This is a genomic window from Pseudomonas sp. BJa5, from assembly GCF_030272875.2.
Classification (GTDB): Bacteria; Pseudomonadota; Gammaproteobacteria; order Pseudomonadales; family Pseudomonadaceae; genus Aquipseudomonas.
In genome coordinates this window covers 153,801-175,072 of the sequence record NZ_JALRNG020000001.1, presented here as the reverse complement: position 1 = coordinate 175,072, position 21,272 = coordinate 153,801, and the positions used below count along the sequence as shown (strand labels likewise).

At 61.9% G+C, this 21,272-nt stretch carries 20 protein-coding genes; 4 read left to right on the top strand and 16 right to left on the bottom strand.

What is annotated here, in order from left to right; all coding sequences use genetic code 11:
• Positions 1-61: 61 nt before the first annotated feature.
• The 11 genes from M2D63_RS00890 to M2D63_RS00840 form a co-directional block, all read right to left on the bottom strand.
• The gene (locus M2D63_RS00890) at positions 62-739 is read right to left on the bottom strand and encodes an NADH-quinone oxidoreductase subunit B (protein ID WP_107025573.1); all 678 of its coding nucleotides are present in this window, start codon (positions 737-739) and stop codon (positions 62-64) included.
• Positions 740-749: 10 nt separating this feature from the next.
• The gene (locus M2D63_RS00885; protein ID WP_285860819.1) at positions 750-1,163 is read right to left on the bottom strand and encodes an NADH-quinone oxidoreductase subunit A; all 414 of its coding nucleotides are present in this window, start codon (positions 1,161-1,163) and stop codon (positions 750-752) included.
• Positions 1,164-1,520: 357 nt separating this feature from the next.
• The gene (locus M2D63_RS00880) at positions 1,521-2,183 is read right to left on the bottom strand and encodes a lysoplasmalogenase (protein WP_285860817.1); all 663 of its coding nucleotides are present in this window, start codon (positions 2,181-2,183) and stop codon (positions 1,521-1,523) included.
• 210 nt (positions 2,184-2,393) lie between these two features.
• Positions 2,394-3,719 (bottom strand): isocitrate lyase, encoded by a 1,326-nt coding sequence (gene aceA / locus M2D63_RS00875; RefSeq protein ID WP_285860814.1) that lies wholly within the window; start codon positions 3,717-3,719, stop codon positions 2,394-2,396.
• Between the two features lie 486 nt (positions 3,720-4,205).
• Positions 4,206-4,970, bottom strand: coding sequence for a secretin N-terminal domain-containing protein (locus M2D63_RS00870; RefSeq protein WP_405308822.1), 765 nt, complete (start codon positions 4,968-4,970; stop codon positions 4,206-4,208).
• Between the two features lie 195 nt (positions 4,971-5,165).
• Positions 5,166-5,600, bottom strand: coding sequence for a GNAT family N-acetyltransferase (locus tag M2D63_RS00865; RefSeq protein ID WP_285860808.1), 435 nt, complete (start codon positions 5,598-5,600; stop codon positions 5,166-5,168).
• Positions 5,593-6,759 (bottom strand): cupin domain-containing protein, encoded by a 1,167-nt coding sequence (locus M2D63_RS00860; protein ID WP_285860805.1) that lies wholly within the window; start codon positions 6,757-6,759, stop codon positions 5,593-5,595. The genes M2D63_RS00865 and M2D63_RS00860 overlap by 8 nt, the downstream gene beginning before the upstream one ends.
• Positions 6,760-6,841: 82 nt before the next feature.
• A complete protein-coding gene (gene purB, locus M2D63_RS00855) occupies positions 6,842-8,212 on the bottom strand; it encodes an adenylosuccinate lyase (protein ID WP_285860802.1) in 1,371 nt (456 codons plus the stop codon).
• Positions 8,213-8,378: 166 nt separating this feature from the next.
• On the bottom strand, positions 8,379-8,999 hold the full coding sequence (hflD, locus tag M2D63_RS00850) for a high frequency lysogenization protein HflD (RefSeq protein ID WP_285860801.1): 621 nt from the start codon (positions 8,997-8,999) through the stop codon (positions 8,379-8,381).
• A complete protein-coding gene (gene mnmA / locus M2D63_RS00845) occupies positions 8,999-10,120 on the bottom strand; it encodes a tRNA 2-thiouridine(34) synthase MnmA (protein WP_285860799.1) in 1,122 nt (373 codons plus the stop codon). The genes hflD and mnmA overlap by 1 nt, the downstream gene beginning before the upstream one ends.
• A gap of 70 nt (positions 10,121-10,190) precedes the next feature.
• Positions 10,191-10,631 (bottom strand): NUDIX hydrolase, encoded by a 441-nt coding sequence (locus tag M2D63_RS00840; protein ID WP_285860796.1) that lies wholly within the window; start codon positions 10,629-10,631, stop codon positions 10,191-10,193.
• A gap of 198 nt (positions 10,632-10,829) precedes the next feature.
• Between M2D63_RS00840 and M2D63_RS00835 the strand changes: the two genes are divergently transcribed.
• Positions 10,830-11,993 (top strand): PLP-dependent aspartate aminotransferase family protein, encoded by a 1,164-nt coding sequence (locus M2D63_RS00835; protein ID WP_285860793.1) that lies wholly within the window; start codon positions 10,830-10,832, stop codon positions 11,991-11,993.
• Between the two features lie 73 nt (positions 11,994-12,066).
• Here M2D63_RS00835 and M2D63_RS00830 read toward each other — a convergent pair whose 3' ends face one another.
• Positions 12,067-14,292 carry an NADP-dependent isocitrate dehydrogenase gene (locus M2D63_RS00830; RefSeq protein WP_285860792.1) on the bottom strand — a complete coding sequence of 742 codons (2,226 nt, stop codon included), beginning with the start codon at positions 14,290-14,292 and terminating at the stop codon, positions 12,067-12,069.
• A gap of 406 nt (positions 14,293-14,698) precedes the next feature.
• Between M2D63_RS00830 and icd the strand changes: the two genes are divergently transcribed.
• A complete protein-coding gene (gene icd, locus M2D63_RS00825) occupies positions 14,699-15,955 on the top strand; it encodes an NADP-dependent isocitrate dehydrogenase (RefSeq protein WP_274118299.1) in 1,257 nt (418 codons plus the stop codon).
• Positions 15,956-16,025: 70 nt separating this feature from the next.
• On the opposite strand, the gene cspD is transcribed toward icd, so the two are convergent.
• Positions 16,026-16,283, bottom strand: a complete 258-nt coding sequence (gene cspD / locus M2D63_RS00820) for a cold shock domain-containing protein CspD (protein WP_285860790.1) — start codon at positions 16,281-16,283, stop codon at positions 16,026-16,028.
• Between the two features lie 227 nt (positions 16,284-16,510).
• Here cspD and clpS point away from each other — a divergent pair, with 227 nt between their 5' ends.
• On the top strand, positions 16,511-16,873 hold the full coding sequence (clpS, locus tag M2D63_RS00815) for an ATP-dependent Clp protease adapter ClpS (protein ID WP_285860789.1): 363 nt from the start codon (positions 16,511-16,513) through the stop codon (positions 16,871-16,873).
• A gap of 30 nt (positions 16,874-16,903) precedes the next feature.
• A complete protein-coding gene (clpA, locus tag M2D63_RS00810; protein ID WP_285860788.1) occupies positions 16,904-19,174 on the top strand; it encodes an ATP-dependent Clp protease ATP-binding subunit ClpA in 2,271 nt (756 codons plus the stop codon).
• 134 nt (positions 19,175-19,308) lie between these two features.
• Here the strand turns inward: clpA and infA are convergent, their stop codons facing one another.
• The 3 genes from infA to aat form a co-directional block, all read right to left on the bottom strand.
• The gene (gene infA / locus M2D63_RS00805) at positions 19,309-19,527 is read right to left on the bottom strand and encodes a translation initiation factor IF-1 (protein WP_002553999.1); all 219 of its coding nucleotides are present in this window, start codon (positions 19,525-19,527) and stop codon (positions 19,309-19,311) included.
• Between the two features lie 104 nt (positions 19,528-19,631).
• Positions 19,632-20,339 (bottom strand): arginyltransferase, encoded by a 708-nt coding sequence (locus tag M2D63_RS00800; RefSeq protein WP_285860787.1) that lies wholly within the window; start codon positions 20,337-20,339, stop codon positions 19,632-19,634.
• Positions 20,340-20,396: 57 nt separating this feature from the next.
• Positions 20,397-21,077, bottom strand: a complete 681-nt coding sequence (gene aat, locus M2D63_RS00795) for a leucyl/phenylalanyl-tRNA--protein transferase (RefSeq protein WP_285860786.1) — start codon at positions 21,075-21,077, stop codon at positions 20,397-20,399.
• Positions 21,078-21,272: the final 195 nt, after the last annotated feature.

Genomic DNA, 21,272 nt, shown 5'->3' with positions numbered 1-21,272 from the left:
GTCAACGTAGAGAATGAAGCCAGGCTGCCTGTCGCGCATGCGCAGGCAGCAGATAGCTGGATCAGACTTCGTCGGGGCTGCGCAGGTTGGTGACCTGGATGCGCTGTTCACGGCGTTGCTCTTTCTGCGACGGCATCTCGGCACGGTAAATGCCTTGATCGCCGACAACCCAGGAAAGAGGACGACGCTCCTGGCCAATCGACTCCTGCAACAGCATCAGGCCTTGCAGGAAGGCTTCAGGGCGAGGCGGGCAGCCAGGCACGTAGACATCCACGGGGAGGAACTTGTCGACCCCCTGAACGACCGAGTAAATGTCGTACATGCCACCGGAGTTGGCGCACGAACCCATGGAGATGACCCACTTGGGCTCGAGCATCTGCTCGTACAGGCGCTGGATGATCGGCGCCATCTTGATGAAGCAGGTGCCGGCGACGACCATGAAGTCGGCCTGACGCGGCGATGCCCGGATGACTTCGGCGCCGAAGCGGGCGATGTCGTGGGGTGCCGTGAAGGCCGTGGTCATTTCCACGTAGCAGCAGGAGAGGCCGAAGTTGTAGGGCCACAGGGAGTTTTTACGCCCCCAGTTGACCGCGCCACTGAGCACATCTTCAAGTTTGCCCATGAAGATGTTCTTGTGGACCTGGTCCTCTAGCAGCGAATCGGAGACGGTTTCCCGTTCTCCGATTGGATACTGCTCGTTAGGCGCATCCGGGTCGATTCTGGTGAGATTGTATTGCATTGCCAAAGCCTCATTGTTTCAGCTTCGCCTGCCGCATACGACGACCCACGGGTGCCCAATCGAGCGCCCCGACCCGCCATAGGTAGACAAGACCTGCCAACAGAATTGCTATGAAAACGAGTGCTTCGACGAATCCGGTCCAGCCGCTTTCGCGTACCGACACAGACCATGCAAAGAGAAAGAGGGCTTCGATATCGAAGATCACGAACAGCATCGCGACCAGATAGAATTTGGCCGACAGGCGCAAGCGGGCGCCGCCGGTGGGCAGCATGCCGGACTCGAAGGGTTCGTTCTTGCTGCGGCCCCAGGCCTTGCTACCGAGCAGGGCGGACAGGCCGAGCATGAAGGCGCACAGGCCTACGACACCCAAAAGGAAAATGGCAAAGCCCCAGTTGTGGGCGATGAGTCCTGTCGAATCGGGCATGCTGAAAATCCTTATACAGAGACGGTCTCTGCGGCTTGAAAAGAAGTAGAGCAGTGACGATATGTCGCAGCGGAATCTATCGCGCTGATTTTATGGGTAAACCCGGTGCAAGTAAAATTTCTGCAGCAAATTTATTCGTAGGATTAAGAACAAAAATCTTTCGTAACTCGCTGAAAGCCCCGTGGAATGGGCATTGCCACGGGTTTTGTTAATTATGTTTCTTGTCGCGCGTAATGAACCTGTAATTTCGTAATGATAATTAATATCATTTAAGGCTGTTTGCTTAATCCTACGGCTCGGGTCAACTACAAAGTTGTGCAACATTGCCATCACCTGCAAGTTTTCACAGGCTGTGTTCTAACCGGTTTTTCTCTCTCGTGCTGCGCTCTGGATCAAGGCTTTTGCAGATTGCCCGGTGTGCGCCGAAGCGGCAATCGCCCACTGGCCCAGCCAGTAGGCGAGGATGATCAGGTAGGGGGCGGCGGTGAACGGGCTGACGAAGCGATCGATGCCGATCAGGCTGTCGGAAAACACGAAAGCGACGGCACCCAGGGCGGCAAGGCCGCCGCAGGCCAGGGCGCGCCAGAGCATGGCGCTGATGGCCAGGGCGTAGACCGTTACCGGCACCAGCAACTCGCCCAGGCCCTGGCTGATCAGCAGCCCCAGCAGTGCGGCACCGACGATGGCCGAGCCCACCAGGGCGCCGGGCGCCAATTGGCGGTTCACACCCAGGTAGCCGCGCAGGTAGGCCAGGTGAGCGCAAAGAAATGCCGCCAGGCCGAACACGAACAGGTCGCCAGGAACCGCCAGGAGAATATCGCCGAGCAGCGAGAAGCCCAGGCCGATCATGATCCAGCGGCGGTAGCGGCCGGGTTCGGCACCATTGAGCCAGGCCAGCAGTGCCAACACCGGGATCGGTTTGACGGCAAGGCCCAGCAGCGCATTGCCGCTGGCCAGTGCATATAAATAGAGGGCGCCGCCGAGCAGGGCCAGGCAGAGCAGGGTGAGGGGGCGGGGCATGGCCGGTCCTTGGTGAAATTGTGCGTCTAGCATAGCCAACGGCGATCAATCCTGTGGGAGCGGGCTTGCCCCGCGATACGCAATAACAGTCTACCAGCGCAATCGCGGGGCAAGCCCGCTCCTACCGGGGGGGGTAAAAAACAAAACCCGGGGCCCCATCACAGGCCCCGGGTCTTGTCTGTTACCCGAATTTCAGTTGCCGATCACCGATCAGTGGAACTGCTCTTCCTCGGTCGAGCCGGTCAGCGCGGTTACCGAAGACTTGCCACCCTGGATCACGGTGGTCATGTCGTCGAAGTAGCCGGTGCCGACTTCCTGCTGGTGCGCCACGAAGGTGTAGCCTTTGGACGCGTCAGCGAATTCCTGCTCTTGCAGTTTCACGTAGGCGGTCATGTCGTTGCGGGCGTAGTCGTGCGCCAGGTTGAACATGCCGTGCCACATGTTGTGGATACCAGCCAGGGTGATGAACTGGTGCTTGTAGCCCATGGCCGACAGTTCGCGCTGGAACTTGGCGATGGTCGCGTCGTCCAGGTTCTTCTTCCAGTTGAAGGAAGGCGAGCAGTTGTACGACAGGATCTGGTCCGGGTATTCCTTCTTGATCGCTTCGGCGAAGCGACGGGCTTCGTCCAGGTCCGGCTTGGCGGTTTCGCACCAGATCAGGTCGGCGTATGGCGCGTAGGCCAGGCCACGGGCGATGGCTTGATCCAGGCCGGCGCGGACCTTGTAGAAGCCTTCCGGGGTACGATCGCCAACCACGAACGGCTGGTCGTACGGGTCGCAGTCGCTGGTCAGCAGGTCAGCGGCGTTGGCGTCGGTACGGGCCAGGATGATGGTCGGTACGCCGGCAACGTCGGCCGCCAGACGGGCAGCGGTCAGCTTCTGTACGGCTTCCTGGGTCGGAACCAGTACCTTGCCGCCCATATGGCCGCATTTTTTCACCGAGGCCAGCTGATCTTCGAAGTGAACGCCGGCGGCGCCTGCTTCGATCATGTTCTTCATCAGCTCGTAGGCGTTCAGGACGCCGCCGAAACCGGCTTCGGCGTCAGCTACGATTGGCGCGAAGTAGTCGACGTAGCCGTCATCGCCCGGGTTCTTGCCGGCTTTCCACTGGATCTGGTCGGCACGACGGAACGAGTTGTTGATGCGCTTGACCACGGTTGGAACCGAATCCACCGGGTACAGCGACTGGTCTGGGTACATGGACTCGGCCGAGTTGTTGTCGGCAGCCACTTGCCAGCCGGACAGGTAGATTGCCTGGATACCGGCCTTGACCTGTTGAACAGCCTGGCCGCCGGTCAGGGCGCCCATGCAGTTGACGAAATCTTTCTCTGGACGGAAGGACGGGTGAGCGCCCTGGGTGACCAGCTTCCACAGCTTCTCGGCACCCATGCGGGCCAGGGTGTGCTCAGGCTGGACCGAGCCACGCAGACGTACGACATCGGCGGCGGTGTAGGTACGGGTCACGCCTTTCCAGCGCGGGTTTTCGGCCCAGTCTTTTTCGAGGGCTGCAATTTGCTGTTCGCGTGTCAGTGCCATGGAAATAAACCTCGTCGCATCGGTCTTGGAAAAATTCTCGCTCTCACGGCGCAGATCAGAAGCCTGGCGTCAGTCATGTTCAGCGAAATGTGCGACGGTCGAACGATGGGGCTCGAAGAGGGGAAGTGAGCAGGTGGGCGAGGTTTTCGCTGCAGGGTGGCTCGTGGTTGCCGAACTGCAGTGAACAGTGCTGCCGGGTACCTTTTGATGCGCTTCCGTCCCTCGGGACAACTTCGTTCCAGTCGCAATCTCGTCAAACTGCCTTGTGGGCTGTACAGACACGAGTCGGCTCAGGTGGGTAGGTTAGAGCGCGGCTCGAAGGCCCTTGCCAGGGCCCCTGATTAGCGGGAGCGGGGCCATCATGCCTCGACGATTTGAGGTCGTCAAATGTTTTGTAGTGCTTTTTTCTTAACACTACATCTTTGGTCTAATACGACTCGTCAGTCAGTTTCGATGCCTTTGGTCGAGGCCTTGATTTGCCTGGCTTCAGTCCAATGCGTCGACTTTTACCCGCAATGCCATGTTTTCACCGCGCTGGGTGCTGTAGGTGAGCGCCGAAGCGCTGCGATCGGACTGGCTCTGCTGGTTGACACCGGCCAGGGTGATCCACTCGCCCAGCTTGCCGCTGACGGTTGTGTCGGTACTTTGTACCTTCACTACATCGGGACGTTCCTGGCTCATCCGGTCATTGTTGGTGCTGATGCTCAGGTGGACGGTGTTGCCGGTGACGCTGGCGGTCACGTAAAAGCCCTGGGTGACGTTACGGTACTGGGTGTCGCTCTGGATCCGCCCGAAACCATCGGTGCTGGTGCTGGTGATCGGAATGCTCTGGCCGAACTGGACCAGCGCCGGCTTGCCCTCGCTGGCCTGGACCTGCTGCAGGCCGCCTTCGCGGTTGGCGGTGCCGTAGTGGATGACCCGGGCGTTGCCGCGGTTGTCCTGGAAGTTGCTGTCGTTGTTGTCGACGCTGATCAGCAGGCGACGCGGGGCGGTGTCCAGCTGTTCGAGCAGGGCGCGCAGGCTGTCGATGCGTTCGGGGTCGGCATTGACGATAAGCTTGTTTTCGAAGGCGCTGACGCTGCCGTTCTTGCCGAGGAAGGACTGGGCGGCGGGGAGGAGTTCGGCACTGGTGCGGTGGTTGAGCGGCAGGACTTCGGTGGCGGCCAGCGCATTCAGGCTGAACGACAGAAGCAGGGAGGCGAGCAGGGGGCGTAGCGGCATGTCCATGATCTCCGCAGGTGGAGTGGACATGATGGCAAATTTGTAGCGGTTGTGGGAGCGATCCCTGTGGGGGCGGCATCGATGCCAGGCCCCACAGGTAATCAGGCAAGCTCACGGGATTCGCGAACCCTGTGGGAGCGGGCTTGCCCCGCGATGCGATGTAACTGGCTGATCGCAGTCGCGGGGCAAGCCCGCTCCCACAAGGACAGTTGCTCCCGCAGCAAATCAGGCCAGTTCGCGCGACTCGCGAACCATGTCCACGTGCGGAATGCCCGCCTCGAGGAACTCCTCGCTGACCACCTTGAAGCCAAGGCGCTCGTAGAACGGCGTGGCATGCACCTGGGCGCTGAGCATCTGCTGCTTGAGGTCGCGGTTCTGGGCTTCGTCGATCACCGCCTGCATCAGCGCATCGCCGACCTTCAGGCCTCGCCAGTCCTTGAGCACCGACACCCGGCCGATCTGGCCGTCGGGCAGCAGGCGGGCGGTGCCGATCGGGTAGTCACCCTCCAGGGCGAGGAAGTGCACGGCGTCGTTGTCGTCGGCATCCCACTCCAGCTCCGGCGGTACGCTTTGTTCGGCGATGAATACCGCTTCGCGAATGCGGCGGATGTCGGCGTTGTCTTTGTGCCAGTCGGCGAGGCGAACCCGAATCTTATTCATTGGCAAATCCCAGGCTTCCTTGTTTGATCAGTTCGCAGATCAAGGTAATGCCTTGGTCGTGTTCAAGCCACTGTTCAAGGTTTTCGATATGCAACGCGTCGGCGGCGCAGATCAGCTTCAGCAGCTCGCGCAGGTCGCCCGGCAGCAGACGGCTCTGGCCGCTGGCGAACAGCAGCAGGTTGTCGTCGACTTCCGACCAGGCCAGGCGCGCGCTCGGGTTGCGGATCAGGATCGCGCCCTCGGCCAGGCTCTCGATCAGGTCGGCTTCGTCCAGTGGTTCGCCGCTGACCAGTTCCGGGTAGCGCGGCTCGGTCATGAACTGGCCGAACCATGTCAGCAGCAGGCGCTCGTCACCCATGTGCTCGGTGAGCAGGTTCTTCAGGCGGCCCAGGGCATCGTGCTGGATCTGGTGCGGATCGCTGACCGGCTGGGCGTCGGCGTCGCTGTAGCGCTCTTCGTCCGGCAGGAACTGGCTGAGGAAGTCGGTGAAGTGGGTCAGCACTTCGGCGGCGCTCGGGGCGCGGAAGCCTACCGAGTAGGTCAGGCAGTTGTCTTCGGCAACGCCGAAGTGGGCCAGGCGCGGCGGCAGGTAGAGCATGTCACCCGGCTCCAGGGTCCACTCGTCGCTCTGCTCGAAGTCGGCCAGGATGCGCAGGTCGGCGTGCTCGATCAGGGCGCTGTCGCTGTCGCACATCTGGCCGATCTTCCAGTTGCGCTTGCCTTCGCCTTGCAGCAGGAACACGTCGTAGTTGTCGAAGTGCGGGCCGACGCTGCCACCGGGGGCGGCGAAGCTGATCATCACGTCGTCGATACGCCAGCTGGGCAGGAAGCGGAAGTGCTCCAGCAGCTCGCCGACTTCCGGTACGAACTGGTCGACCGCCTGCACCAGCAGGGTCCAGTCACGCTCGGGCAGGGTGCTGAAGGTGTCTTCCTCGAACGGGCCGCGACGCAGCTCCCAGGGGCGCTCGCCGTGCTCGATGACCAGACGCGACTCGACTTCTTCTTCCAGGGCCAGGCCGGCCAGTTCGTCGGCGTCGATCGGGCTTTCGAAATCCGGGAAGGCCTGGCGTACCAGCAGGGGCTTCTTCTGCCAGTAGTCGCGCATGAATTCACGGGCAGTAAGGCCGCCCAGCAGCTGCAGTGGAGTATCAGGATTCATGTGTAACCTATTGAAAAAAAGTAATTTTCTTTCGGTAATAAAAACGCCCGGCTGAGCCGGGCGTTCACGCGCAGGGCGCAGATCAGATGCGTTTGGCTTGAGCCGCGGCGTTACCGATGTAGGAGGCCGGGGTCAGCTTCTTCAGCTCTTCGCGGGCGTCGGCCGGCATGTCCAGGCCATCGATGAAGGTCAGCAGCGCTTCAGGGCTGATGCCTTTGCCACGGGTCAGCTCCTTGAGCTTCTCGTAGGGGTTCTCGATGTTGTAGCGGCGCATGACGGTCTGGATCGGCTCGGCCAGGACTTCCCAGCAGGCGTCCAGGTCTTCGGCGATGCGGGCTTCGTTGATTTCCAGCTTGCTGATGCCCTTGAGGCTGGCCTCGTAGGCGATCACGCTGTGGGCGAAACCGACGCCCAGGTTGCGCAGCACGGTGGAGTCGGTCAGGTCGCGCTGCCAGCGCGAGATCGGCAGCTTGCTGGCCAGGTGCTGGAACAGCGCGTTGGCGATACCCAGGTTGCCTTCGGAGTTCTCGAAGTCGATCGGGTTGACCTTGTGCGGCATGGTCGAGGAACCGATTTCGCCGGCGATGGTGCGCTGCTTGAAGTAGCCCAGGGAGATGTAGCCCCAGATATCGCGGTCGAAGTCGATCAGGATGGTGTTGAAGCGGGCGATCGCATCGAACAGCTCGGCAATGTAGTCGTGCGGCTCGATCTGGGTGGTGTAGGGGTTGAACTGCAGGCCCAGCTCGTCTTCGATGAAGGCGCGGGCGTTGGCTTCCCAGTCGATCTGCGGGTAGGCCGACAGGTGGGCGTTGTAGTTGCCTACGGCGCCGTTGATCTTGCCCAGCAGCGGTACGGCGGCTACCTGGGCGATCTGGCGCTCCAGGCGGTAGACGACGTTGGCCAGCTCTTTGCCCAGGGTGGTTGGCGAAGCCGGTTGGCCGTGGGTGCGCGACAGCATCGGCACGTCGGCAAAGCGGTGGGCCAGCTCACGGATCGCCTGGGCGATCTGGCGCATCAGCGGCAGCAGCACGTCGTCACGACCGGCGCGCAGCATCAGGGCGTGGGACAGGTTGTTGATGTCTTCGCTGGTGCAGGCGAAGTGGATGAATTCACTCACCTTGGCCAGTTCCGGCAGCTTGGCAGCCTGCTCCTTGAGCAGGTACTCGATGGCCTTGACGTCGTGGTTGGTGGTGCGCTCGATTTCTTTCACGCGCTCGGCGTGCTCGAGGGCGAACTCATCGGCCAGGCCATTGAGCAGGGCGTTGGCTTGCGCAGAAAACGCTGGAACTTCAGCGATTTGCGGGTGAGCGGCGAGGCGCTGCAACCAGCGCACCTCGACCAGGGCGCGGAAACGGATCAGGCCGTATTCGCTGAAAATTGGGCGCAGGGCCTGGGTTTTGCCGGCGTAGCGGCCGTCAACAGGGGAAACCGCAGTGAGCGAGGAAAGCTGCATGGGGCGTTCTCGGACAGTCAGGCTTTTAAGGGGGCGCATATCATACATGAAAATCGCGCCCGGGTCGGGTGGCTGACAAGTGGTATGCCAGTAAATCGGTGAAATTCTTTTCGCGGGGCAAGCCCGCTCCCACGCTTGTAGGAGCGGGCTTGCCCCGCGATGGCTTTTAGCCGCGCAACATCGGGTACAGCTCTTTGAGCAGTTTGCGCCGGCTGACCACCAGTTGCCAGCGATGACCGCCCAGCTGGCGCCACAGGCGCGCGGCGCGGATACCGGCCAGCAACAGGGCGCGGATCTTCGAGGCATTGCTCGGTTGCTGCAGGTGGCGCATGTCGCCATGCACCTGGATGCGCTGGCGCAGGGTGCTCAGGGTGTCCTGGTAGAGGGCGCCGCTGGAGGCGATGACATTCTCGTGGACCAGGCCGAAATGCTCGGCCTGGGACTGGATCTGTGGCAGGCGGTTGCCGATCGTCTCGAGCATGTCGCTGCGCTTGGCCAGCTGGCGCTCAAGGCCGAGCATCGACAGCGCATAGCGCAGCGGCTCGCGCTGCAGGCTGCCCGGGTCGCGCTCCAGGGCGCTGGCCAGGGCGCGGTAGCCGTCGCGCAGGTTGAGGTCGTCGCCGCCGAACACTTCCAGGGTGTTCTGCGGGTCGCGTACCAGCAGGCTGCCGAGCATGCAGCCCAGATTGGCCTCGCTGGCCTGGCCGGTGCGGGCGATGCGGTCGACCAGCACGGCAGCCTGGAACACGCCACCCAGGGCGATCAATTGCTCTTGGGTCGAGCTCATCAACGGGCGCTCCACGGCTCGGCCGTCTCGATCACACCGCCGCCCAGGCAGATTTCGCCGTCATAGAAGACCACCGACTGGCCGGGGGTGACGGCGCGCTGCGGCTCGTCGAACACCGCGCGGTAGCCGCTCTCGGTGCGCTCCAGGGTGCAGGTCTGGTCGCTCTGGCGATAGCGGACCTTGGCGGTCAGCTGGCGCGGGCTGGACAGGTCGATCGGGTTGACCCAGAAAATCTCCGAGGCGAGCAGGGCGCGGGAGAACAGCCATGGGTGTTCATTGCCCTGGCCGACTACCAGCACGTTGCGCGACAGGTCTTTCTCCAGCACGTACCACGGCTCGTCGCTGGCGTCCTTGAGGCCGCCGATGCCCAGGCCCTGGCGCTGGCCGATGGTGTGGTACATCAGGCCGTGGTGGCGGCCGATCACTTCGCCGTCGGTGGTCTGGATCTCGCCGGGCTGCGCCGGCAGGTACTGCTTGAGGAAGTCGCTGAAGCGGCGCTCACCGATGAAGCAGATGCCGGTGGAGTCCTTCTTCTTGGCCGTGGCCAGGCCGTGTTTCTCGGCGATGGCACGGACTTCGGGCTTTTCCAGCTCGCCGACCGGGAACAGGGTACGGGCGATTTCCTTGCCGCCGACGGCGTGCAGGAAGTAGCTCTGGTCCTTGTTCGGGTCCAGGCCCTTGAGCAGCTCGGTGCGGCCGTCGGTGTCGCGGCGGCGCACATAGTGACCGGTGGCGATCAGGTCGGCGCCGAGCATCAGGGCGTAGTCGAGGAAGGCCTTGAACTTGATTTCGCGGTTGCACAGGATGTCCGGGTTCGGCGTGCGACCGGCCTTGTACTCGGCCAGGAAGTGCTCGAAGACGTTGTCCCAGTACTCGGCGGCAAAGTTGGCGGTGTGCAGCTTGATGCCGATACGGTCGCACACGGCCTGGGCGTCGGCCAGGTCTTCGCGGGCGGTGCAGTATTCGGTGCCGTCGTCCTCTTCCCAGTTCTTCATGAACAGGCCTTCCACCTGGTAGCCCTGCTCCATCAGCAGGAGGGCGGAGACGGAAGAGTCCACGCCGCCGGACATGCCGACGATGACGCGCGTCTTTTCGGGTTCGTAGGGTGCTGGACTGGTCATAGGTACCGGCTGTGTATCTGGAAAAAGACAACAATTCTATCAGGCTGCGGCCTTCAAGGCATCGTCGCCGTCAGGTGCGAATCAAGGCCAGGCTGTGCAAGGGCCCGGCAAGGTAGTCGTCGATGCAGCGCGGCACCAGTTCGCTGCGCCAGCGCTCGGGGTCGGCCAGCAGTTCTTCGCGGCTCAGCCACACGGCGCGGACGATGTCGCTGTCCAGCGCGCGCTGGGGGAAATGCCGCAGCGGACGTGCGGCGAAGCACACGCGCTGGTAGGTCACGCCGTTGCTGGGTGCGGTGTACAGGTAGATGCCGACGATGCCGGTGAGTTCGACCTCCCAGGCGGTTTCTTCGAGGGTTTCGCGAAGGGCGGCCTCAAGCAGGGTTTCGTTGGCCTCCAGGTGGCCGGCGGGCTGGTTGTAGACGTGCTTGCCGGCCTTGAATTCCTCGACCAGCAGAAAGCGGCCCTGGTCTTCGACGATGGTGGCGACGGTGATGTGGGGTTGCCAGCTCATTGGGGGTTCCTGTGTCGTGTCGGCGGGCCTTGGCATAAGGTTTTGCCGGCAGCCTGCGGTGAAACCCGCGAGCTTAACCGCTATTGCCGGTGCAGGCACAACCCTGGAGCTTACAAAGATCGTTGCAGGGCTTCATCATAGTGGCTGACGCTGCGCATACACTGCGCAGTGAACCCTCTTTCTTCCGTGAGCCTGGCCATGCCCGACAGCAAGAACAATTTCGCAACCCGCACCATTCACGCCGGCGAGCAAGCGGCCGTCGCCGACAACGCCATCTTTCCTGCCATCTACACCGCCAGCTCCTTTGCCAAGCGTGGTCTGGACGATCAGCCCGAGTATGCCTACAGCCGGGTGAGCAACCCGACCCGCCACGCCTACGAGAGCTGCGTGGCCGCCCTTGAAGAGGGCTGTGGCGCGCTGGCCTGTGCCTCGGGTGTGGCGGCCACCGCGACGGTACTGGAGTTGTTGCCCAAGGACTCCCATGTCGTGGTGATGAGCGGCGTGTATGGCGGTACCTTCCGTTTGCTGGAAGATTACCGTAGCCGTACCTCGGGGCTGACCACCACGTACGTCGACCTCAACGACCTGCAGGCGGTGGCGGCCGCGATCCAGCCCAGTACCCGGCTGATCTGGATCGAATCGCCGACCAACCCCTTGCTGGAGCTGGTCGATATTCGCCCGCTATGCGACCTGGCGCGTGAACGCGGCATCCTCACCTGCATCGACAATACCTTCTGCTCGCCGTGGAACCAGCAGCCGATCACCCTGGGTGTCGACCTGGTCATGCATTCGGCAAGCAAGTACATCGGCGGTCATTCCGACCTGACCGGTGGCGTGGTGGTGGCCGCAAACGAAGAGTTGCTGGGGCGTCTGCGCAAGATCGGCATGGCGGTGGGTGCGATCCAGGGGCCGTTCGATTGCTACCTGGCGCTGCGTGGTCTGAAGACCCTGGATGTGCGCATGGAGCGCCAGTGCGCCAACGCCCTCAAGGTCGCCAGCTTCCTGGAGAGCCACCCGCTGGTGGAGCAGGTCTACTACCCAGGGCTGCCAAGCCATCCGCAGCATGAGCTGTGCAAGCGGCAGATGCGCGCGGGCGGCGCGGTGGTGGCGATGAAGATCAAGGGTGACAGGGCTGCCGTCAACCGCTTGGTGGAGCAGCTGGAGATCTTTGTCCTGGCCGACTCGCTGGGCGGGGTGGAAAGCATGATCAACCACTCCTACAGCATGTCGCACAACTCCCTCAGCCACGAGCAGAAGGCCGCCATGGGCATCGGCGAGAACCTGCTGCGCCTGTCGGTGGGTATCGAGGATCATCGCGACCTGATCGCCGACCTGGACAACGCCCTGCGCGCAGCCGGCTGATCGCCGCGGTCCCCCCGAAAAAGCACAAGCCCCGGTGCGTGGCCGGGGCTTGTGCTGTTACTTCAAGCGAACCTTACAGGGCGGCAATCGCGCTGTTGAGGGTCTGGCTCGGGCGCATGACCTTGCTGGTCAGCTCCGGATCCATGAAGTAGTAACCACCGATTTCAGCCGGCTTGCCTTGTACCGCGTTGAGTTCGGCGACGATGGTCGCTTCGTTCTCGGTCAGGGCTTTTGCCAGAGGGGCGAAGCGTGCCTGCAGGGCAGCGTCGTCGCTCTGTGCAGCCAGGGCCTGGGCCCAGTACAGGGTCAGGTAGAAGTGGCTGCCACGGTTGTCGATGCCACCAACCTTGCGCGCCGGGGACTTGTTGGTGTCCAGGAACTGGCCGGTGGCCTGGTCCAGGGTCGCCGCCAGTACCTTGGCTTTCGGGTTGGCGTAGGCGCTGCCCAGGTGCTCCAGGGAAGCGGCCAGGGCCAGGAACTCGCCCAGGGAATCCCAGCGCAGGAAGTTCTCTTCGACCAGTTGCTGTACGTGCTTCGGAGCCGAACCGCCGGCGCCGGTTTCGAACAGGCCGCCGTTGTTCATCAGCGGAACGATCGACAGCATCTTGGCGCTGGTGCCCAGCTCCATGATCGGGAACAGGTCGGTCAGGTAGTCACGCAGCACGTTGCCGGTGACCGAGATGGTGTCCTTGCCTTCGCGGATGCGCTGCAGGGAAACCTTCATGGCCTCGACCGGTGCCAGGACGCGGATGTCCAGGCCAGTGGTGTCGTGATCCTTCAGGTACTTCTGGACCTTCTCGATCAGCACGCCGTCGTGGGCGCGCTGCGGGTCGAGCCAGAACACAGCCGGGGTGCTGCTGGCGCGAGCACGGTTGACGGCCAGTTTGACCCAGTCCTGGATCGGCGCGTCCTTGGTCTGGCACATGCGGAAGATGTCGCCGGCTTCGACTTCCTGGGACAGCAGCAGGTTGCCCTTGCCGTCGACCACGCGGATCACGCCGTCGGCCTTGGCCTGGAAGGTCTTGTCGTGGGAGCCGTACTCTTCGGCTTTCTGCGCCATCAGGCCAACGTTCGGCACGCTGCCCATGGTGGTCGGATCGAAGGCACCGTGTTGCTTGCAGTCTTCGATGACGGCCTGGTAGATGGTCGCGTAGCAGCGATCCGGGATCACTGCCTTGGTGTCCTGCAGCTGGCCTTCGGTGTTCCACATCTTGCCCGAGTCACGGATCATGGCCGGCATCGAGGCGTCGACGATCACGTCGCTCGGCACGTGCAGGTTGGTGATGCCCTTGTCGGAGTTGACCATGGCCAGCGCCGGACGCACGTCGTAGACCGCCTTGACGTCGGCTTCGATCTGCGCCTGCTGTTCGGCTGGCAGGTCCTTGATACGGGCGTACAGGTCGCCGATACCGTTGTTCAGGTTGAAGCCGACCTGCGCCAGTACCGCGGCGTGCTTGTTCAGCGCGTCCTTGTAGTACTCGGCAACGATCTGGCCGAACATGATCGGGTCGGAGACCTTCATCATGGTCGCTTTCAGGTGGACCGACAGCAGTACGCCGCTGGCCTTGGCGTCTTCGATCTCGGCGGCGATGAACGCGCGCAGCGCCTTGGTGCTCATCACGGCGCAGTCGATGATTTCACCGGCCTTGACTGAGGTTTTTTCCTTCAGAACGGTGGTGGTGCCGTTCTTGTCCAGCAGTTCGATGCGCAGGCTGTCATCGGCTTCGATCAGCGCGGCTTTCTCGCTGCCGTAGAAGTCGCCCTGGCTCATGTGGGCCACGTGGGACTTGGAGTCGGCTGCCCAGGCGCCCATCTTGTGCGGGTGCTTGCGCGCGTAGTTCTTGACCGACAGCGGGGCGCGGCGGTCGGAGTTGCCTTCGCGCAGGACCGGGTTCACGGCGCTGCCCTTGATGCGGTCGTAGCGAGCCTTGGCTTCTTTCTCGGCGTCGGTAGCGGCGGCTTCAGGGTAGTCGGGAACGTTGAAGCCCTTGGCTTGCAGTTCCTTGATCGCGGCCTTGAGCTGCGGGACCGAAGCGCTGATGTTCGGCAGCTTGATGATGTTGGCTTCTGGCGTGGTCGCCAGTTGGCCCAGTTCTGCCAGGTGGTCGGCCACTTGCTTGTCGGCGCCGAGCTGTTCGGGGAAGGCAGAAAGGATACGGCCGGCCAGAGAGATGTCCCGGGTTTCTACGGCGATGTCAGCGCAAGCGGTGAAGGCTTCGACGATGGGGAGCAGTGAATAGGTGGCGAGGGCGGGGGCTTCGTCGGTGAAGGTGTAGATGATCTTGGATCGGGTGGGCATATTCGGGTTAACTCTCTGTTTTGCTGAGCGTGCGCAGAATCTCGAAGTGCGCAGGGTAGGCGCTTCGCCCGGACACATCCATAAGCAGAAGGTCGAGGGTTCTGTGCGGTGATGGTGGATTGCATCAGTCGAGTGTCAAACGGCTGAACTGCGGTAACAGCCCAGTCAGGTCGGGGTTACGTGTCAGACGGTTCGCCCCAGTGACCCTTTGGTCACCGCCGGAGTATACCAAAACCTTGGTCGTAATCATCAAGATCAACGTGTAACTGCGGCTTTTTTAGACCAAAGACGTAGGCGTTAGTGCCCCATTTCGGGGCGTTTTCGCCCAAGGTTCCCGTTGCCGTGCAACTGGGTTACGCTCAGGGGATCCAGATGACGTACCACACCAAAAAAAACGGAGTGCAGCATGGGATACCAGAAAATCAAGGTTCCGGCAGTCGGCGACAAAATCACCGTCAATGCGGACCATTCTCTCAATGTTCCTGATAATCCGATCATCCCGTTCATCGAAGGCGACGGCATTGGCGTCGACGTCAGTCCCGTCATGATCAAAGTGGTGGATGCTGCTGTAGAAAAAGCCTATGGGGGCAAGCGCAAGATTTCCTGGATGGAAGTCTACGCCGGTGAGAAGGCCACCCAGGTCTACGACCAGGACACCTGGCTGCCCCAGGAAACCCTGGATGCGGTGAAAGATTACGTCGTCTCCATCAAGGGGCCGCTGACCACGCCGGTCGGTGGTGGTATCCGCTCCCTCAACGTCGCTCTGCGCCAGCAACTGGACCTGTACGTGTGCCTGCGTCCGGTGGTGTGGTTCGATGGCGTGCCGAGCCCTGTGAAAAAGCCGGGTGACGTCGACATGGTGATCTTCCGCGAGAACTCCGAAGACATCTACGCCGGTATCGAATGGAAGGCGGGCTCGCCTGAAGCCAATAAAGTCATCAAGTTCCTGAAAGAAGAAATGGGCGTTACCAAGATCCGTTTCGACCAGGACTGCGGCATCGGTATCAAACCGGTATCTAAAGAAGGTACCCAGCGCCTGGTGCGCAAGGCCCTGCAATATGTAGTGGACAACGACCGCAAGTCGCTGACCATCGTGCACAAGGGCAACATCATGAAGTTCACCGAAGGTGCCTTCAAGGACTGGGGCTACGAGGTGGCGAAGAACGAATTCGGCGCCGAGTTGCTCGATGGCGGCCCGTGGATGAAGTTCAAGAACCCGAAAACCGGCCGCGAAGTCATCGTCAAGGATGCCATCGCCGACGCCATGCTCCAGCAGATCCTGCTGCGTCCGGCCGAATACGATGTGATCGCTACCCTTAACCTCAACGGCGACTACCTGTCCGACGCCCTGGCGGCGGAAGTGGGTGGCATCGGTATCGCCCCGGGCGCCAACCTGTCCGACACCGTGGCCATGTTCGAAGCCACCCACGGTACCGCGCCCAAGTACGCCGGCAAGGACCAGGTCAACCCGGGTTCGGTGATCCTCTCGGCCGAGATGATGCTGCGCCACCTGGGCTGGACCGAGGCGGCGGACCTGATCATCAAGGGCACCAACGGCGCCATCAAGGCCAAGACCGTGACCTACGACTTCGAGCGCCTGATGGAAGGCGCCACCCTGGTCAGCAGCTCCGGTTTCGGTGAGGCCCTGATCAAGCACATGTAAGGCAGGCACATAAAAGCCGACCCGTTCGCAGGAACGGGTCGGCTTTTTTATGGGCTACTGGCTGAAACGGTTAAACGTTTGCGGAGCTGGCAGCGGGTGCTGGAGCGGGTGAGGCAGTGTTTGCGGTGGCAGAACTGATATTGACTGCGTGCTGGCCCTTGGGGCCCTGGACAATGTCGAAGGTAACGGCCTGGCCGGCTTTCAATGTCTTGTAGCCGTCCATCTGGATGGCGGAGTAGTGGGCGAAGAGGTCCTCGGTCTTGCCGTCTTCATTGATGAATCCATAGCCCTTGGCATTGTTGAACCACTTGACTTTACCGCTTGCCATCCTCATATCCCTCTGCAAAGGACTCCATCACTGGAGTATCATCCACTCCATCCGCATATGAACCTGCGAAAATTCTGGTTGACTGCGCGGATCTTTATCGACCACGGTGGGTTCTTATTGGTTGTAACACCGTTTTGCCGATAGTCAAGGTCGGGCGACAGTCGTTTAAACGCCGGCGTTGCGGTCAACCCACAACCTTAACCTGTCGAAATGATGAAATTCTTTCCATGCATGCACATAGCCAGATTCGACTAACATTCAATCAGGATCGTCCGCAATCGCATGAGGACGAGGGTTCCGGCCTGGCGGTGCAGGAGGCCAAACCTACGCTGCAGGCGCCACCGATGTACAAGGTGGTTTTGTTCAACGATGACTACACACCGATGGATTTCGTCGTCGAAGTGCTCGAGGTGTTTTTCAACCTGAATCGTGAGCTGGCGACCAAGGTCATGCTGGCCGTCCATACAGAAGGACGGGCAGTGTGCGGATTGTTTACCCGCGACATCGCCGAAACCAAGGCCATGCAGGTCAACCAATACGCCAGGGAAAGCCAGCATCCGCTACTCTGTGAAATCGAGAAGGACGGTTAATCGCCGACCACTTGGGTATGAGGTGAAGCTATGTTAAACCGCGAGCTCGAAGTCACCCTCAATCTGGCCTTCAAGGAGGCACGTTCGAAGCGTCATGAGTTCATGACCGTCGAACACCTGCTGCTGGCGTTGCTGGATAATGAGGCTGCAGCCACCGTATTGCGTGCCTGCGGCGCGAACCTCGACAAACTCAAACACGACCTGCAGGAGTTCATCGACTCCACCACGCCGCTGATCCCCGTGCATGACGAGGACCGCGAGACCCAGCCAACCCTGGGCTTCCAGCGTGTGCTGCAGCGCGCAGTCTTCCATGTCCAGAGCTCGGGCAAGCGTGAAGTCACCGGCGCCAATGTACTGGTAGCGATTTTCAGCGAACAGGAAAGCCAGGCGGTGTTTCTGCTCAAGCAGCAGAGCGTCGCCCGCATCGACGTGGTCAACTACATCGCCCATGGCATCTCCAAGGTGCCGGGCCATGGTGAGCACTCCGAAGGCGAGCAGGACATGCAGGATGAAGACGGCGGCGAAACCTCGTCGTCGGGCAATCCCCTGGATGCCTATGCCAGCAACCTCAACGAGCAGGCACGCCAGGGGCGCATCGACCCGCTGGTCGGTCGCGAGATGGAAGTCGAGCGGGTAGCGCAGATCCTGGCCCGCCGGCGCAAGAACAACCCGCTGCTGGTGGGTGAGGCCGGTGTCGGCAAGACCGCCATCGCAGAAGGCCTGGCCAAGCGCATCGTCGACGGCCAGGTGCCGGACCTGCTGGCCCACAGCGTGGTCTACTCCCTGGACCTGGGCGCCTTGCTGGCCGGTACCAAATACCGCGGCGACTTCGAGAAGCGCTTCAAGGCGCTGCTCGGCGAGCTGCGCAAACGGCCGCAGGCGATCCTGTTCATCGACGAGATCCACACCATCATCGGTGCCGGTGCGGCCTCGGGTGGGGTGATGGACGCCTCCAACCTGCTCAAGCCGCTGCTGTCCTCGGGTGAAATCCGTTGCATCGGCTCCACCACCTTCCAGGAATTTCGCGGCATCTTCGAGAAAGACCGTGCCTTGGCGCGGCGTTTCCAGAAAGTCGATGTCAGCGAGCCGTCGGTGGAAGACACCGTGGGTATCCTGCGCGGCCTGAAGGGCCGTTTCGAGAGCCACCACAACATCGAGTACAGCGATGAAGCCCTGCGTGCAGCTGCCGAGCTGGCCGCGCGCTACATCAATGACCGGCACATGCCGGACAAGGCCATCGACGTGATCGACGAGGCGGGCGCCTACCAGCGCCTGCAGCCGGTCGAGTTGCGGGTCAAGCGCATCGATGTGCCGCAAGTTGAAGACATCGTCGCCAAGATTGCGCGGATTCCGCCAAAACACGTCACCAGTTCCGACAAGGAGCTGCTGCGTAACCTGGAGCGCGACCTGAAGCTGACGGTGTTCGGCCAGGATGCGGCCATCGACTCGCTGGCCACCGCCATCAAGCTGTCCCGCGCCGGACTCAAGTCGCCGGACAAGCCGGTCGGTTCGTTCCTGTTCGCAGGGCCCACCGGCGTCGGCAAGACCGAAGCGGCCCGGCAGCTAGCCAAGGCGCTGGGGGTCGAGCTGGTGCGCTTCGACATGTCCGAGTACATGGAGCGGCACACCGTGTCGCGCCTGATCGGTGCGCCTCCAGGCTACGTCGGTTTCGACCAGGGTGGCCTGCTTACCGAAGCCATCACCAAGCAACCGCATTGCGTATTGCTGCTCGATGAAATCGAGAAGGCCCACCCGGAAGTCTTCAACCTGCTGCTGCAGGTGATGGACCACGGCACCCTGACCGACAACAACGGGCGCAAGGCGGATTTCCGCAACGTGATCGTGATCATGACCACCAACGCCGGTGCCGAAACCGCTGCGCGGGCCTCCATCGGCTTCACCCAGCAGGATCACTCGTCCGATGCCATGGAAGTGATCAAGAAGAGCTTCACGCCGGAGTTCCGCAACCGCCTGGACACCATCATCCAGTTTGGTCGCCTCAGTCACGAGACGATCAAGAGCGTGGTGGACAAGTTCCTCATCGAGCTGCAGGCGCAACTGGAAGACAAGCGCGTTCTGTTGGAAGTGAGCGATGCGGCGCGCAGCTGGCTGGCGGCCGGTGGCTACGATGCGCAGATGGGGGCGCGGCCAATGGCGCGGCTGATCCAGGACAAGATCAAGCGGCCGCTGGCCGAAGAGATCCTGTTTGGCGAACTGGCCGAGCATGGCGGTGTGGTGCACATCGACATTCGCGATGGCGAGCTGGTGTTCGACTTCGAGACCACGGCTGAGATGGCATAACGGCTGATCGCGGGGCAAGCCCGCTCCCACAGGGGGATAATGGATGCCCTTGTGGGAGCGGGCTTGCCCCGCGATGCTTTTAGCGAGCAAACGAAAACGCCCGGCATCGAGCCGGGCGTTTTCGTTGGTGTCGCTTAGCGGGCGCGGTAGGTGATGCGCCCTTTGCTCAGGTCGTAAGGCGTCAGTTCAACGCGGACCTTGTCACCGGTCAGAATTCGAATGTAGTTCTTGCGCATTTTCCCAGAAATATGCGCGGTTACGACGTGCCCGTTTTCCAACTCCACACGGAACATGGTGTTGGGCAGGGTGTCGACGACAGTGCCTTCCATTTCGAAGCTGTCTTCTTTCGACATGCAGTAAAGCCCTCGGTATCCAGTTAATGGCCCGGTGCACAACTGCGCCAGGCAAAAAAAGTGGCGTGCATTGTGCCCGAAAAATGGGCCTCAAGCCAAGGATTTCAGTTCAGGGTTACCCAGCGCTGGTTGATCAGCAGTTCGATGGGGCGGTACTGGGTCTTGTAGTTCATCTTTTTGCAGTTCTTGATCCAGTAGCCAAGGTAGACGGCGTCGAGCCCCTGGCGCAGGGCTTCGGTGATTTGCCAGAGGATGGCGTAGCGACCCAGGCTGCGGCGTTCTTCGTCGGGGTCATAGAAGGTGTAGACCGCCGAAAGGCCATTGGGCAGCAGGTCGGTGACCGCCACGGCCACCAGGCGGCCCTGCAGGCGGAACTCGTAGAAGCGCGAAAACGGCAGGTCGCGGACCAGGAAGGTGGAGAACTGGTCGCGGCTGGGCGGGTACATGTCGCCGTCGGCGTGGCGCTGCTCGATGTAGCGCCGGTACAGCTCGAAGTACTCTTCCTTGAACGCCGGGCGGGCGCCAGTGACGGTCAGGTCGGCATTGCGCTTGAGGATGCGCTTTTGCTGGCGGTTGGGCAAAAAGCGCGCAGCCGGAATCCGCGCCGGCACGCAGGCGTTGCAATTCTGGCAATGCGGCCGGTACAGGTGGTCGCCGCTGCGCCGGAAACCCATTTCCGACAGGTCCGCGTAGACATTCACATCCATCGGCTGGCTCGGGTCGAGAAACAGCGTGGTGGCCTGTTCGTCTGGCAGGTAGCTGCAGGAATGGGGTTGAGTGGCATAAAACTTCAAACGCGCCAACTCTGTCATGATCAACCCCTCGGGAGGTGCTTTTGTTTTAAGTGTATGTCAGCTGGAAAAACTCGCCTAGCAAACCCAGCTGGCCGTACTGGGTTGGTCCAGATAGCGCTGAAGGTAGTCGGCAAAGGTCGCCCGGGCAATGGCGCGGGCACCGAGGCTGTGCAAGTGTTCGGTCGGCATCTGGCAGTCGATCAGGACGAATCCTGCCTGTTGCAGGTGCTCGACCAGGGTCACGAAGCCCACCTTGGAGGCATTGTCGGCGCGGCTGAACATCGACTCGCCAAAGAATAGCCGACCCATGGCCAGGCCATACAGGCCGCCGACCAGTTCGCCATCCTGGCGTACCTCCACCGAATGGGCGTAACCCTGCCGGTGCAGCTTGAGGTAGGCCGCCTGCATGCTGTCGGTGATCCAGGTGCCGTCGGCATAGTCGCGCGGTGCGGCGCAGGCCTTGATCACGCCGGCAAAGTCCTGGTCGAAGCTGACCTGGTAGCGCCCCTGGCGCATGACCTTGCGCAGCGAGCGCGACACATGCAGTTCGTCGGGGAACAGCACGGTACGCGGATCGGGCGACCACCAGAGGATCGGCTGGCCGTCCTGGTACCAGGGGAAGCAGCCATGGCGGTAGGCCTGCACCAGTCGCTCGGCACTCAGGTCGCCACCGGCCGCGAGCAGGCCGTTGGGGTCGCGCAGGGCTTTGTCCAGAGGTGGGAAGGTCAGGGTGTCGCGGCTCAACCAGGTCAGCATCGTCGTTCAGTGATGGAGGAGGGGAGGGCGGTCAGGATCGCCCGAAAGGGCATCGTGGGACAAGCCCGGGACTTAATGTGGGGGCAGGATGTGGGAGCAACTGTCTTTGTGGGAGCTGGCGAAGCCTGCGATCGACTGCGCAGCCGTCGCAATCCGGCCGCCTCGTTGGATCAGCCGTACTGGCGCGCCCCGGTA

Coding starts and splice junctions, on each gene's coding strand:
- M2D63_RS00890 (WP_107025573.1), bottom strand. CDS start 739: ATGCAATACAATCTCACCAGAATCGACCCGGATGCGCCTAACGAGCAG.
- M2D63_RS00885 (WP_285860819.1), bottom strand. CDS start 1,163: ATGCCCGATTCGACAGGACTCATCGCCCACAACTGGGGCTTTGCCATT.
- M2D63_RS00880 (WP_285860817.1), bottom strand. CDS start 2,183: ATGCCCCGCCCCCTCACCCTGCTCTGCCTGGCCCTGCTCGGCGGCGCC.
- aceA (WP_285860814.1), bottom strand. CDS start 3,719: ATGGCACTGACACGCGAACAGCAAATTGCAGCCCTCGAAAAAGACTGG.
- M2D63_RS00870 (WP_405308822.1), bottom strand. CDS start 4,970: ATGTCCACTCCACCTGCGGAGATCATGGACATGCCGCTACGCCCCCTG.
- M2D63_RS00865 (WP_285860808.1), bottom strand. CDS start 5,600: ATGAATAAGATTCGGGTTCGCCTCGCCGACTGGCACAAAGACAACGCC.
- M2D63_RS00860 (WP_285860805.1), bottom strand. CDS start 6,759: ATGAATCCTGATACTCCACTGCAGCTGCTGGGCGGCCTTACTGCCCGT.
- purB (WP_285860802.1), bottom strand. CDS start 8,212: ATGCAGCTTTCCTCGCTCACTGCGGTTTCCCCTGTTGACGGCCGCTAC.
- hflD (WP_285860801.1), bottom strand. CDS start 8,999: ATGAGCTCGACCCAAGAGCAATTGATCGCCCTGGGTGGCGTGTTCCAG.
- mnmA (WP_285860799.1), bottom strand. CDS start 10,120: ATGACCAGTCCAGCACCCTACGAACCCGAAAAGACGCGCGTCATCGTC.
- M2D63_RS00840 (WP_285860796.1), bottom strand. CDS start 10,631: ATGAGCTGGCAACCCCACATCACCGTCGCCACCATCGTCGAAGACCAG.
- M2D63_RS00835 (WP_285860793.1), top strand. CDS start 10,830: ATGCCCGACAGCAAGAACAATTTCGCAACCCGCACCATTCACGCCGGC.
- M2D63_RS00830 (WP_285860792.1), bottom strand. CDS start 14,292: ATGCCCACCCGATCCAAGATCATCTACACCTTCACCGACGAAGCCCCC.
- icd (WP_274118299.1), top strand. CDS start 14,699: ATGGGATACCAGAAAATCAAGGTTCCGGCAGTCGGCGACAAAATCACC.
- cspD (WP_285860790.1), bottom strand. CDS start 16,283: ATGGCAAGCGGTAAAGTCAAGTGGTTCAACAATGCCAAGGGCTATGGA.
- clpS (WP_285860789.1), top strand. CDS start 16,511: ATGCATGCACATAGCCAGATTCGACTAACATTCAATCAGGATCGTCCG.
- clpA (WP_285860788.1), top strand. CDS start 16,904: ATGTTAAACCGCGAGCTCGAAGTCACCCTCAATCTGGCCTTCAAGGAG.
- infA (WP_002553999.1), bottom strand. CDS start 19,527: ATGTCGAAAGAAGACAGCTTCGAAATGGAAGGCACTGTCGTCGACACC.
- M2D63_RS00800 (WP_285860787.1), bottom strand. CDS start 20,339: ATGACAGAGTTGGCGCGTTTGAAGTTTTATGCCACTCAACCCCATTCC.
- aat (WP_285860786.1), bottom strand. CDS start 21,077: ATGCTGACCTGGTTGAGCCGCGACACCCTGACCTTCCCACCTCTGGAC.